General features: G+C 60.2%; 11 protein-coding genes. 8 read left to right on the top strand and 3 right to left on the bottom strand.

The genetic code is table 11. The annotated features are described in order from the left end of the window. Positions 1 to 46: 46 nt before the first annotated feature. On the top strand, positions 47 to 325 hold the full coding sequence (locus tag MLC70_RS02425; protein WP_248181443.1) for a polyhydroxyalkanoic acid system family protein: 279 nt from the start codon (positions 47 to 49) through the stop codon (positions 323 to 325). Positions 326 to 349: 24 nt separating this feature from the next. Here the strand turns inward: MLC70_RS02425 and MLC70_RS02420 are convergent, their stop codons facing one another. Beyond that, positions 350 to 1,099, bottom strand: a complete 750-nt coding sequence (locus MLC70_RS02420) for a DUF8198 family protein (RefSeq protein WP_248181442.1) — start codon at positions 1,097 to 1,099, stop codon at positions 350 to 352. Between the two features lie 73 nt (positions 1,100 to 1,172). Continuing rightward, positions 1,173 to 2,096: an alpha/beta hydrolase gene (locus tag MLC70_RS02415; protein WP_248181440.1), complete on the bottom strand. Its 924-nt coding sequence runs from the start codon at positions 2,094 to 2,096 to the stop codon at positions 1,173 to 1,175. 343 nt (positions 2,097 to 2,439) lie between these two features. Between MLC70_RS02415 and MLC70_RS02410 the strand changes: the two genes are divergently transcribed. The 4 genes from MLC70_RS02410 to MLC70_RS02395 all read left to right on the top strand — a co-directional run bounded on the left by MLC70_RS02410 (position 2,440) and on the right by MLC70_RS02395 (position 8,780). Continuing rightward, complete coding sequence (locus tag MLC70_RS02410; protein ID WP_248181439.1) at positions 2,440 to 3,855, top strand: wax ester/triacylglycerol synthase family O-acyltransferase; 1,416 nt, start codon at positions 2,440 to 2,442, stop codon at positions 3,853 to 3,855. A gap of 172 nt (positions 3,856 to 4,027) precedes the next feature. After that, the gene (locus tag MLC70_RS02405; RefSeq protein ID WP_248181438.1) at positions 4,028 to 5,131 is read left to right on the top strand and encodes a porin; all 1,104 of its coding nucleotides are present in this window, start codon (positions 4,028 to 4,030) and stop codon (positions 5,129 to 5,131) included. A 240-nt stretch (positions 5,132 to 5,371) separates the two neighbouring features. Continuing rightward, positions 5,372 to 6,541: a nitric oxide-sensing protein NosP gene (gene nosP, locus MLC70_RS02400; protein ID WP_427902083.1), complete on the top strand. Its 1,170-nt coding sequence runs from the start codon at positions 5,372 to 5,374 to the stop codon at positions 6,539 to 6,541. Next, the gene (locus MLC70_RS02395) at positions 6,519 to 8,780 is read left to right on the top strand and encodes a NahK/ErcS family hybrid sensor histidine kinase/response regulator (RefSeq protein ID WP_248181713.1); all 2,262 of its coding nucleotides are present in this window, start codon (positions 6,519 to 6,521) and stop codon (positions 8,778 to 8,780) included. Before nosP ends, MLC70_RS02395 begins: the two co-directional genes overlap by 23 nt. A gap of 3 nt (positions 8,781 to 8,783) precedes the next feature. On the opposite strand, the gene MLC70_RS02390 is transcribed toward MLC70_RS02395, so the two are convergent. After that, complete coding sequence (locus tag MLC70_RS02390; RefSeq protein WP_248181712.1) at positions 8,784 to 9,461, bottom strand: response regulator; 678 nt, start codon at positions 9,459 to 9,461, stop codon at positions 8,784 to 8,786. Between the two features lie 265 nt (positions 9,462 to 9,726). On the opposite strand from MLC70_RS02390, the gene MLC70_RS02385 reads away from it, so the two are divergent. The 3 genes from MLC70_RS02385 to MLC70_RS02375 are packed head-to-tail and all read left to right on the top strand — an operon-like array spanning position 9,727 to position 12,183. Continuing rightward, a complete protein-coding gene (locus MLC70_RS02385) occupies positions 9,727 to 10,749 on the top strand; it encodes an ABC transporter substrate-binding protein (RefSeq protein ID WP_248181435.1) in 1,023 nt (340 codons plus the stop codon). After that, positions 10,746 to 11,522, top strand: a complete 777-nt coding sequence (locus tag MLC70_RS02380) for an ABC transporter permease (protein ID WP_248181434.1) — start codon at positions 10,746 to 10,748, stop codon at positions 11,520 to 11,522. Before MLC70_RS02385 ends, MLC70_RS02380 begins: the two co-directional genes overlap by 4 nt. Next, positions 11,515 to 12,183, top strand: a complete 669-nt coding sequence (locus tag MLC70_RS02375) for an ATP-binding cassette domain-containing protein (RefSeq protein WP_248181433.1) — start codon at positions 11,515 to 11,517, stop codon at positions 12,181 to 12,183. The genes MLC70_RS02380 and MLC70_RS02375 overlap by 8 nt, the downstream gene beginning before the upstream one ends. Positions 12,184 to 12,222: the final 39 nt, after the last annotated feature.

The raw sequence follows: 12,222 nt of genomic DNA, 5'->3' as shown, positions 1-12,222 counted from the left end.
CCCCTTAAACTATAAAACCTTTCAATTTTTCAGAGAAAGCTGATTCATGTCTGTCATCGACGTTCATCGCGCCCATTCCATGGATAAGGCACACGCTCGCCAGGCGGCTGAAACACTGGCCGAAGACCTGTCAAAACAGTTCGATGTGAACTATCAGTGGGAGGGCGACGTGCTGCGCTTCAAGCGCAGTGGCGTAAAAGGACAGCTCAATATCACCCACAACGACCTGCATATCCGGCTGGAGCTGGGGATGCTTCTGCGGCCGTTCAAATCCCGCATTGAGCAGGAAATTCATTCACAACTGGATCAGATCATTTCGGCCTGATTGGCCAGTGCCGGCCGCGCCCGGTCACAGGTGATCGGGGAGCCGGAACGGCTGCGGGTGTCCCTGCAGAATGTTCTCCATCACCTGCTGCTCACGGGTGACCAGTCGCTCGATCAGTGCCTCCACCTCATCCATCTGCCGGAACGCGGAATAGCCCCGATGCAGGAAACTGTGCAGATCGCTGAGGTCTGCAATCTCGGCCGGCCCGCGGGTCATGCTCAGAAGCCAGCCCAGCGTGCGGTTGCGAACGTAGCGATCCAACTGCCGGCCGACATCGGCAACCAGCAGGATCTGGCGTTCACGGCGGGCCAGTTGTGCGCTGGCACAGAACGCGGCGCAGTAATCGGCGTCCGACATCCGCTCGATGACAATGCCGCGCACAACGAGTTGCTCGGCCATTTCCAGGTCCAGTTGCTGAGTGATCAGGTTCAGCTCCACCAACCCTGCGAAGGTCTCCAGCAGGTTGTCCGGTAGCCACTTCACCATTTTCGGGAACACGCGATCAACGTTGTCGTCCCGTCGCGTCATGCTGGCGGGGGCGTAGAGATCGGTCAGCAGGAATTCCAGTCCGGTGTGGTAACCGGGGTGCCGGTAGAGGTCGTGGTGGGTGTTGCGCAGCCGCTCAGCCTGCCATTCGGCCACCAGGAAAGTGTCGGCCAGCCGGGGATGGGCGGCTTTGTGTTGCCGGAAATCATGGTAGTCGAGCAGCAGTCCCTGCAGTTTGCGGGCGCTGTCAGTCTGGGCGTCAGTGGCGACAAGGCGCTCACGGTACATTTTTGGGGGTGCTCCGGTAGGTCGGGTTCGGCAAACCCGAAAGTTTACCGGAGCATGGGGTCAGATGGCAGTGTCAGGCCTGAGCGGAGGCCGGCAGGGTTTCAAACCCCGGCACCCACTCCTTGCTGTCCAGGGTGATGAAGTGACTGGGCGCCTGGGTTTCCACAATGCGCATGGTGGTCGGGCTCTGTCGTGCGCTGGTCAGCATCGCGTTGCGATCCAGAATCCGGTCCACCGCAGGGATCAGGAAGGTGCCATGGCGCACGTTGTTGTACACGCTGGTGTCGGTACGCTGCATCCAGTCCATGAGGTTCTCGAGGTTGCGCACAATAGTCAGGTGGTCCTTGGTGGACGAGAACAGTTTGCCCAGCAGCTGCTTTTTACGCGGGTTCATCCGCCCGAAGAAAGTCTGGCCGTAGGCGGAGGAGGGCGCGCTGTTGATCAGACGGATCAACCACGGCCACATACCATGACTGACCGGCTCGAGAATCGCGGTCACCAAGGCGTGCAGTCGACCCTGGGGCAGTACCGGAGCCTCCAGCACCACTTCCACGTTCTCATACAGTTCCGGCCACTGGCGGATGGCTTCGAGAATCACCGCGCCCCCGCGGGAATGGCCGTGAACGCGGACGTTGTCCGTGCCCGGCAGGTTCGACACCGCCTGGTTGAGGATGCAGGCATCGTACTCGATGGTGCTCTCCAGGTGCTTGATCGGCACTTCCCAGTCCGGGGTTTCCGGGGTCACGCCGTTGACCGGAATGTGATAATTGCTGCAGGTCAGCAGAATCAGTTCCGTGGTCGGCGCTTCATAGGCCTGCGTGAAGTAACAATGATTTTCCAGGAAACCGTGAACACCGATGACCGTCTGCTCTGCCTTGCCACTGTGGTTGCGGACAGAAACAGCGCCTTTACCGACGCGATAAACCCGGCCAGAGAACATCTCGGAATAGGCGCTCTCGATCGGTTTGATCAGTTTTCGAACGTGGCTCGCTTTCATAACCGTTCTCCTGTCAGCACCGTGAAAGACTGTTATTGGTGTTGGACTGCGCTGATAGTCACTGTTGTATCGCGTTCGCTGGCCGGCGTTATTGGCGCTGGCTACTTAATTTACGAAGGTCCACGGCCAATAGGCTGCTTGGTTTGCTGAAAAACTCTTGGCCTTCAGTCATAACCATTTCACTAATCCTTATAACCAGTATAGAAGTGTAGGGTTACACGCGTGTAATTTTTTGTAAGTTGGCGGGGCGACCGGTCTTATGGAGGCGACTCCGGTTGTCTGGCACAATGTGGGATTCGCCTGACACTTTTGTTCTATCCATTCACCCCGGGGACAGCCAGATTTGAACCAAGAGGACTCACATCTCCTGTTACCTGTGGACTCGGCATGGCTGGCTCTGGAGCGCCCCGAAAACCCCATGACCATTACCGTTATGATGCGGGTGGAGGGGTTGACGGAATCTCGCCTGCGGGCATTTCTGGACATCTACTGGCTCGCCTGGGCGCGGTTCCGGTATCTGCCGGTGCGGCGCGCGCCGGGTTGGTGGTGGCAGGAGGACACCGTGTTCGATCTGCGCCACCATCTCAAGGTCGCTCCAGAGCCTTTTACCAACATCGAACTTCAGCAGTGGGTGTCTGCCCGTCTGAACCAGCCATTGCCGCCCTATCGACCACTCTGGAAGTTCTGGCTTGCTCCCCACGCGGAGGGGGGCGCGGCGCTGATCCTGCGCATGCACCACTGCTACGCCGATGGTTTGTCACTGCTCAGTGTGTTCGAACGCATCTGCCCGCCATCGCCACGCCAGCTGCCAGCCATTTATGGTGGCCCCGAGCAGGCCGACCTGCAGCGTTGGAGCATGGCCGCCGGCAGTTGGCTGAAAGATCTGATTGGTGAAGAGGTGGCTGCCGCGTCCGGCTCTCGCTCAGGTAACGCGGGCGGTGAGACCGAGGGCATGTCCGGCAGCCTCGAGAGCGCCGGTCGTGTGCTTGAGCGTGTGGCTCACTCCGGTTTGAAGCTGGTGAATGAAGTCAGCCAATTTCTGGTTGAGCCGGAGGATTCGCCCTCCGCCCTCAAACGCCCGTTGCTGGGGCGCCGGCAGTGTTGCTGGTCGGCTCCGGTGGCCCTGGATCGGTTCCAGCAGATCGCCACCACCACCGGCGTGACCATCAACGACGTGCTGCTCAGCTGCGTGGCCGCTGCGGTACGCAAACAGCTTGCCGCCGGTCAGAGCGACCTGGATGAGGCTGTTCTCCACGCCGCGGTGCCGGTGGACATTCGTAGCCAGTTACCGGCGGGCATCAAGCCCGATCCCGGCGCTCTGGGTAACTGTTTCGGCACCGTGTTCGTGCCCCTGCCGGTGGACGGTGCCAGCCCGCTGGAACGCTTGTACCGGATCAAGCATGAAACCCGCCGGCTCAAGAAAAGCTGGCAGCCCGGGATTGCCTGGGGCCTGACTGCCAGCGCCTCACTGGTGCCTGAGCCGTGGCGGCAGCCAGTGGCTGACGTGTTCTATCGCAAGGCCAGCGCGGTGGTGTCGAACGTGCCCGGGTCCCGGGAAGAGCGGTATCTGGCCGGTTGCCGCATCACCGAGCAGATGTTCTGGGTGCCCCAGGCCGGCGATATTGGCCTCGGGGTGAGCATTGTCAGCTACGCCGGCCAGGTCCAGTTCGGCATCGTCGCGGATGAAGCCGTGCTGGATTCCCCCTCGCAATTCCTTGCGGACTGCCTCGAAGAGCTGCACGCCTTCAGCGGGTCGTAATCCCAAAGTCCTGTTTTGCTGGCCTCCTAAAAGATCAGCAAACCTGCTCCCTTGACGCATTTCCCCTGATAGCGCCTTCGCCGACGATGAAAGTCAGGCGACAGAGCTGCGCCTGGGACCATCGGATGATTCGAGGTTCCGATCCCAGATTTCCAAAAACAACGGGGGAACTATGAACAACAAATTTCAGAAGTCCGGACTGGCAATGGCGCTTGCCGTCGCATTGGGCGCCAGTGGCGGGGCTCATGCCGCGATTGATGTCTATAACGAGGATGGCACCAGCCTTTCGGTAGACGGCTACTTCAATGCGTTTTACGTCAATCGTGATGACAAGGTGGCCGATACCCGCAACTCCGACGTCAAGATGGGTTTTCTGCCCAACACCATCGGCTTCAACTTCAGCAAAGAGATGGGCGATCTGACACTCGGCGGCCGCTCGTCCTTCTGGACCACGATCAACGACAGCCTGCAGTCACCAACGGACACGGCCATCGATGTGCGTCAGTTTTACGCAACGGTCGAAGGCAGTTTCGGTCAGGTGCTGATTGGTAAGGACTTCGGCCTGTTCTCCCGCTCCAATATCTTCCTGGACGAGATTCTGATGGGTTTCGGTTCTCCCGGCGCCGCCACCGGTGTTTCCTTCGGCAACATCCGCACCGGTTACCCTTACCCGAATCCGTCCGCCCAGATTACCTACCGCACGCCGGACCTGGGCGGTCTGAAGGTGGCTGCCGGCATCTTCGAGCCTGCCAATACCACCCCGGGTACCGAATCCGAGCAGTCTGCCCCCCGTTTTGAGGCGGAGGTGACCTACAGTGCCGACCTCAGCGGCGTGGCTCTGACCGGCTGGCTCAATGGTCGTCACCAGAGCTCGGAGAATGCCACCACAGAAGTGGATAGCCAGGGTCTTGGCTATGGCCTGAAAGCATCGGTGGCAGGCCTGTCGCTGACGGCTTCCGGTTTTACCTCCGAGGGTGACGTGCCGGTGCTGCTGTCAGACACCGCGGCGCCTATTGCCGAAGAAGACGCCGACGGCTATCTGATCCAGGGCTCCTACACCTTGGGCGCAAACCGGTTTGTGGTGTCCTACGGTGAGACGGATTCCGACCAGGGTGATTTCGAAACCGAGAACACCTCGGTCGCTGTGTTCCATGACATCAACAGCAACTTCAAGCTGGTGGCGGAGTACAACATGTTTGAGCAGCAGATCAAGTCCACCGGTGCTGACGCCGCAGACGCCGACACGCTTGCTCTGGGCGCGGTTGTGATGTTCTGAGCAGCCACCGGCCGGATTGGCGGCAGGACGCCGCTGCGGCGGGCGGGTGCACGTAGGACTAAAGTGCCGGTTTGCCTCCGAGCAAACCGGCAGCGCCACCAGGCATTGATTCAGGGGGTACTTTAATCAATGGCTTACGACCATTTTGGCGCGCCCATCAAAAGCACTGAAGTCGCATTGGCTGCCTGCGCGAATGCCGTAGAATCGGTAGAAAGCCAATCGGTTTCGGGATCCCCGTTTATGAGGCCAGTGACCACTCTGCCTGCCGTCCGGGTTGCGAGCTCCAACGTTCGAGACCCCATGCTCGCGGCCACCAACCTGGCCAGCCAGTTGCACCATGAGCATTTGGGCTGCGTGCTGTTCTTCTGCTCCGCAGAATACGATCTGGGTCGTCTTGGTATTGCGTTGGAACATGCCTTCCAGGGCATCCGCGTGTGTGGCTGCACGTCAGCAGGGGAAATCACGCCCGACGGCTACGGCCGGGGCTATATCACCGCCATCGGCTTCGATCAACGCTATTTTGCCATCGACTGCGCGCTGATCCGCGAGTTGGACCGGTTTACCCTGCAGAGCGCTCAGCGGGTGATCGACGGTCTGCTGGCCACCTGCCGGGACGCGAGGCTGGCCCCGGTCAAAGGCAACACGTTTGCCATTACCTTGCTGGACGGGCTTTCCAGCCGTGAGGAGCTGGTGTTGGCTACTCTCAACGCCGCACTGGGCAGCATTCCTCAATTCGGCGGTTCAGCGGGGGACGACGAGCGCCTGGCCAATACCCATGTGTTTTTTGATGGCCAGTTCCACACCAGTGCCGCTACGGTCATGCTGGTGAACACGCCTCTCGATTTCCGGGTATTTTCCACCCACCACATGGTTGAGCGCGATGACAAGTTGGTGGTCACCCGCGCCTGTGCCCAGAGCCGCACGGTGTTCGAGCTTAACGCAGAGCCCGCTGCCGATGCCTACGCCCGGGCCGTGGGTGTCGACGTGGAAGCGTTGGACCGCAAGATGTTTGCGCTGCGGCCTCTGGGGGTGAAAATCGGTGGTCATTATTTTGTGCGCTCGATCCAGCGGGTGAATGCGGATAAAAGCCTGACCTTCTACTGCGCGGTGGAGACCGGCATCGTGATGACCGCCATGGAGCCGGAATCGCTGCTGGACAGCGTGCGCATCCAGATTGAGGCGGCCGAGCGAGACGTGGGGCCACCGCTGGTCACCATCGGCTGCGACTGTTTTCTGCGGCGCCTGGAAGCCGAGCTGACCGGCGAGGTGGACGCGGTTTCGGAGTTTCTCAGGCACCACAAGGTCATTGGCTTCAACACCTACGGCGAGCAGTTTGACGGTATGCACATCAACCAGACGTTTACGGGGGTGGTCATTGGCCAGCCTGATGTCCACTCCGGACAAGACTGAGGTTACTGCGGAAGTGGATCGGGACCGGCGTGTCGCCGAACTTGAGGCCGAGAACGAGCGCCTGCGAAGGATCCGCGATGCGCTGATTGTCCGTGTGGAATCGGGCTCGTCCCACAAGCCGGAGCCGTACGCCGCGTTCGAGCATTCGGTGGTGCTGGCGGAGCAGGTGCGTGAACGCACCGATGCCCTGAACCAGACCATGGAAGAACTGAAGAGCAGTAACAAGGCACTGAACCGGGCCCGAGAGGAAGCCGAGACCACCCGCCAGCGTCTGAGCGATGCCATTGAGAGCATTGCCGATGGCTTTGTGCTGTTCGATCGGCAGCACCGCCTGATCCAGAGCAACAGCCGTTTCCGCAGCTACTGGCGTTACGCCGGACTTGACGCACCGGAGCCGGGGACCTCCATCAGTGAGGTCAAGGCGAGTGCCGTCAACTCGGGTCTGATTGTCGAGGAGCACAGCCACGAGGAGGCCGAGGGGGTGGTGTTCCTGTTATCCAATCGTCGCTGGGTGCAGATGACCGAGCGGCCGACCCGGGAAGGTGGCCTGGTGGTGCTCTATTCCGACATCACCGACGTCAAGAACAGCGAAATGGCCCGGCGCATCAAGGCGCTGGAAGAGAGTGAGCGCTGGATCCGGGTGGTCACGGACCACGTGCCGGCGCTGATTGCCTACATCGGCGCGGACATGACCATTCAGTTCTGCAACAAGGTCTACGCGGCCTGGTATGGCCGCCAGGGAACCTCGCCTCTGGGCAAACGCCTGGATCGCGTTCACAGCCCGCAGCTTTATCAGCGGCTGTTACCGCAGATTCTGGAAGTCATGGCGGGCCACAATGTGACCTTCGAGTTTGAGGAAACCGGTGAGCAGGGCGAAGTGCGTCACATGCTCCGCTCCTACGTGCCGAATGTTGACGACCAGGGTGATATCATCGGGTTCTTTGTGTTGATCCGTGACATCACCGAGCGCCGCAAGACCGCACTGGCACTCGAGCAGGCATACGATCACCTGGAGCGCCGGGTCAAGGAGCGCACCGCGGCCCTCACCGGCCTGAACAGTCAGTTGCGCCAGGAAATCGCCGAGCGGGCCACGGTGGAAGCCCGCTTGCGGGATGCCAAGCTCGAGGCAGAGCGGGCAAATCTCTCCAAAACCAAGTTCCTGGCGGCGGTCAGCCACGACCTGTTGCAGCCGCTGAATGCGGCCCGCCTGTTCACCAGCGCGCTGCTGGAGCAATCCTTCGGGCCCAAGGCCGAGAGCCTGGTGCGTTCGGTGAGTACGTCGCTGGACGACGTCGAAAACCTGCTGGGTACGTTGGTCGATATTTCCAAACTGGATGCCGGTGTGATCAAGCCTGACGTGACCGTCTTTGATCTGCGGGATCTGCTGAACAACATCGCTCGGGAATTCCGGCAAATGGCCGTTGCTGAGGGGCTCAGTCTGGACTTCGTGCCCTGCTCGGTGGCGGTGGAATCCGACTCCCAGCTGCTCGCCCGCATTCTCCGCAATTTCCTCACCAATGCCATCCGCTACACCGGCAGCGGCCGGATCCTGTTGGGCTGCCGCCGGCACAAGGATCATGTGTTGCTGCAGGTCTGGGACACGGGGCCGGGGATACCGGCCGACAAGTTGACGGAGATCTTCCAGGAATTCAAACGCATCCGGCCAGCGGGTTCGCAGCCCGACAAGGGGCTGGGGCTGGGACTGGCGATCGTGGACAAAATCTCGCGAATCCTGGGGCATGAAGTCACGGTCTCCTCCATTGAAGGCAAGGGCTCCGTATTCAGCGTGAGGGTGCCGCTCGGGCAACTGCAACCGAGGCGACCGGTACCGGACCAGAATCGGATATCGGCTTGTGACGGTGGCCTCGGAGGCGCGATAATCTGGGTGATTGATAACGATCCGTCCATCTGCCAGGGTATGAAAACACTGCTGGAAGGCTGGGACTGCCGGGTGGTCACGGCGGTGTCACTGGACGATCTCGAGCGCCAGTTGGACCCTGCCACCGGCTCGGTGGAGCTGATTCTGGCGGATTACCACCTGGACAATGATGAAAACGGCGTGGACGTAGTGGCGGAAATCAACCGCCGTCGCCATGACCCGGCACCGGTGGTGATGATCACCGCCAACTACACCAACGAGCTCAAGCAGCACATCCGTGAGCGTGGCCATCTGTTGATGAACAAGCCGGTGAAGCCGCTGAAGTTGCGCAGCGTGTTGAACCACCTCTTGCGGGGATAAGGGTTACCGCTTCAGATATTGGCTGAAATCCACATCACTGGCCGACAGAATCGCCTGCACCCGGTTATGCACCCCGAGCTTGCGCAGGATGGCAGACACGTGGGCTTTCACGGTGGTTTCTGCGATGTTCAGATTGTAGGCAATCTGCTTGTTGGACTCTCCCTTGGACATCCGCTCCAGCACCAGCAGCTGGCGGCGGGTCAGGGAGTTCAGCAGCTCCGGGGAGATGGGGTTGTCCTCATGGCGGCTGCGGCGATTGGTGCTTTCCTTGCCGGTACGGATGATGTCCGAGGGCAGGTAGACGTTGCCATTAAGGATCTGCTGGATGGCTTCGGTCATCTGGGCCCGGGGCGACGACTTGGTGATGAAACCGCAGGCGCCGTAGGTGATGGCCTGCAGCACTACCTGTTTGTCCTCTTCCGCAGACACGATCACCACCGGAATGGTGGGGGCTTCGTTGCGCAGCGAGATCAGACCGTTGAGGCCATGCATGCCGGGCATGTTGAGATCCAGCAGGATCAGATCGAGGTCATCGTTTTCACGGGTGATGTCCAGGGCGCTGTCGAGATCGGCAGTTTCGATGATTTCGCTGCCGACGAATCCTGAGGAGATCACGCTGCTGATGGCTTCGCGAAACAGCGGGTGGTCGTCGGCGATCAGAATCTTGTAAGCCGGCTCCATGGGTGCATCTACCTGGTGGTGGTCAGTTTCGGGAATGGCTTCCGCTGCATCATAGCGCTTTTCGGAAGTGAGTGCGGCATCGAGCTCGTCAAGCATGGCGGCCTCCTGTACAAAGGCATTCCGGGATCGGAGTTGAGCCTCTGGTTATTATTGTGATGATTTCATTACACGCGATATGCGCCGCCGGTTGAATACGACCATCGCACCAAAAAACAGGCACCAAAGTACTATTCTTGCCTGGTAGCGGGCTTCGTATCGTGGAGGGATGAACCAACAACCAATAACAACGCCCGATCGTGAATCCTCTGCTGCCGCCCCTCGACCATTCCTGCGGGCCGTGCCAACGCTGTTGTTCGTCTTTTTGCTGGCAGGTTTCGGCCATGCCAGTGATAGAGACTCTTCACCTCTGCCAGTGCTGTCCGTCAGCGTGCTGCAGTTCGGCACCGCCCACTGGGAACTGGACCACATACTGCACCGGGAGCTGGACCAGAAGAACGGCTATCGCCTTGAACTCAAATTGGTGGCCAACCTCCCGGCCTCGCGGCTGGCAGTGACCAGTGGATCGGTAAACGGCGCTGTGGCCGACCTGCTCTGGACGCAGTCCCGGTTCGAGGCGGGAACCCCCTATCGGTATGTGCCTTTCTCGTCCCGGATTGGTGACATCGTGGTGCCGGAAGATTCCGACATTCGCTCCGTGGCCGACCTGTCCGGCAAGCGCATTGGCGTTGCCGGCGGCCCGGACAGCAAAGGCTGGATACTGCTCCAGAGAGTCGCAGAACAGCAGGGTATCACCCTGACCGAATCCGCCGACATCCAGTTTGCGGCGCCGCCACTGCTCAGCCAGGCCCTGAAGCGGGAACAGGCGGACGTGATTGTGACCTATTGGCACTTCGCCGCCCGACTGATGGGAGAGGGCGGCTGGCGCTCCGCCTTCGGGATGGCAGACCTGCTGGATGCCCTGGATATGGATCGCAACCTGCCGGTGTTGGGGTATGTGTTTCCAGCAGACTGGGCTGCGGATCACCGTTCGCTGGTCGACCGTTTTGCTGGCTCCCTGCATCAGGCGAAGACGGAACTCGCAGACGACTCACACTGGCAGCGGCTGCGGCCGATCATGGGCGATCCGGAAGCCAGCGTGTTTGAGGCCCTGCGGGACGGCTTTGTAACCGGCACACCTGCCCCCCAGACCGATAAACGGGTTGCCGACCTGCATCGGTTACTGACCCTCACCGGCGCCGATCCCGACAACCTGATGCCGGCAGACCTGTTCCACCGGAGACAGCCGTGAGCAACCGATCCGGGAGCCCTCCGGCCTGGAGCTACTGGGTGGTTCTGCCCTTGTTTGTCCTGCTCTGGGCGGTAGTTGCCTGGTTGCTCAAAACGCCCTTGCTACCCACTCCCCTCGACGTTCTCGACACCGTCATCCGGGAAGCCGTCTCCGGTGAACTCTGGCACCACCTGGGCGCAACACTCGGGCGCGTCATCGTGGCCTTTGCCCTGGCAATGCTGCTGGGCACCGCAATTGGCGTCGCCATGGGCCGCTCCAAAACCACCAATGCATTGTTTGACCCCATGCTGGTGCTACTACTCAACCTGCCGGCGCTGGTCACCATCATCCTGATGTACGTCTGGTTCGGCCTGGTGGAAGTGGCTGCTGTCATTGCCGTGGTCATCAACAAAGTGCCCAATGTAGCGGTCACCGTCCGCGAAGGCGCACGCAGCCTCGACCACCGGCTTGAAGAAATGGCCACGGTTTACGACTTCACCCGCTGGCAGCGGTTCCGTGAGGTCTGGGTACCGCAACTCTTTCCCTATTTGATGGCCGCCACTCGGGGCGGACTGGCGCTGATCTGGAAAATCGTCCTGGTGGTTGAACTGCTGGGCCGCTCGAATGGCATCGGTTTCCAGTTGCATCTGGCCTTCCAGGTGTTCGACGTAGCCGCCATCCTCGCCTACAGCCTGGCGTTTATTGCCGTGGTCCAGCTTCTCGAACTGGCCATCCTTCAGCCCCTTGAGCGGCGTTCCAGCCGTTGGCGCCAGCCGGAGACCGCCCATGCTTGAACTGCGGATTTCCGAGCGTACTTTCGGCCAGCCTGTATTGGGGGAAATCTCCGCAAAAATTGAGCGGGGAGACCGCATCTGCCTGCTGGGGCCTTCCGGTATCGGCAAAACTACACTTTTGAACGCCATTGCCGGGCTCGATGAGACCATTCCGGCGAAGACCATGATCGGCGCTGTGAAGCTACGGGTTGGTTATCTGTTTCAGGAGCATCGTTTGCTGCCCTGGCGGACTTTGAGTGCCAATATCCAGTTGGTTGGCGCGACATTTCAAGAAGCAGCTGGCTACCTTGCCAGTGTGGGGCTGAAGGGGTATGAGCACTACCTGCCAGACCAACTCTCGCTTGGTATGGCCAGACGGGCGGCCCTGGCGCGGTGTCTGGCGGTTAAGCCAGATTTGTTGTTGCTGGATGAACCTTTTGCATCGCTGGATCCGGTGATGGCCGGTGGGCTGAAAGTTCTGATTGCGGGGATCATGGATGCCAATCCCGGGATGGCGATGATCTGCGTGACTCACGATGGCGATGATGCGGAAATATTGGCGAATCGGTTGTGGTATCTCGACGGCAAGCCGGCTCGGTTACAGTGGGATGATCGGGTTGGTGAATCCGGTTTGATTGATGGGGTGTTGAAGCGGCTTCGTCATAAATTGGAGGATTCTTAAGATCGTTTGCCCCGTTTGCGATAGCTTTTCTCAGTGATA

It is taken from the genome of Marinobacter goseongensis (genome assembly GCF_023156235.1).
Lineage (GTDB): Bacteria > Pseudomonadota > Gammaproteobacteria > Pseudomonadales > Oleiphilaceae > Marinobacter > Marinobacter goseongensis.
Note: the sequence above shows the minus strand (reverse complement) of the source record. Positions and strands in the feature narration are given on the sequence as shown.

Bases quoted from the DNA above. Each gene is read 5' to 3' on its own strand.
- MLC70_RS02375 (WP_248181433.1), top strand. From the start codon at position 11,515: ATGCTTGAACTGCGGATTTCCGAGCGTACTTTCGGCCAGCCTGTATTG.
- MLC70_RS02405 (WP_248181438.1), top strand. From the start codon at position 4,028: ATGAACAACAAATTTCAGAAGTCCGGACTGGCAATGGCGCTTGCCGTC.
- MLC70_RS02390 (WP_248181712.1), bottom strand. From the start codon at position 9,461: ATGGAGCCGGCTTACAAGATTCTGATCGCCGACGACCACCCGCTGTTT.
- MLC70_RS02420 (WP_248181442.1), bottom strand. From the start codon at position 1,099: ATGTACCGTGAGCGCCTTGTCGCCACTGACGCCCAGACTGACAGCGCC.
- MLC70_RS02415 (WP_248181440.1), bottom strand. From the start codon at position 2,096: ATGAAAGCGAGCCACGTTCGAAAACTGATCAAACCGATCGAGAGCGCC.
- MLC70_RS02425 (WP_248181443.1), top strand. From the start codon at position 47: ATGTCTGTCATCGACGTTCATCGCGCCCATTCCATGGATAAGGCACAC.
- MLC70_RS02395 (WP_248181713.1), top strand. From the start codon at position 6,519: ATGTCCACTCCGGACAAGACTGAGGTTACTGCGGAAGTGGATCGGGAC.
- MLC70_RS02385 (WP_248181435.1), top strand. From the start codon at position 9,727: ATGAACCAACAACCAATAACAACGCCCGATCGTGAATCCTCTGCTGCC.
- nosP (WP_427902083.1), top strand. From the start codon at position 5,372: ATGAGGCCAGTGACCACTCTGCCTGCCGTCCGGGTTGCGAGCTCCAAC.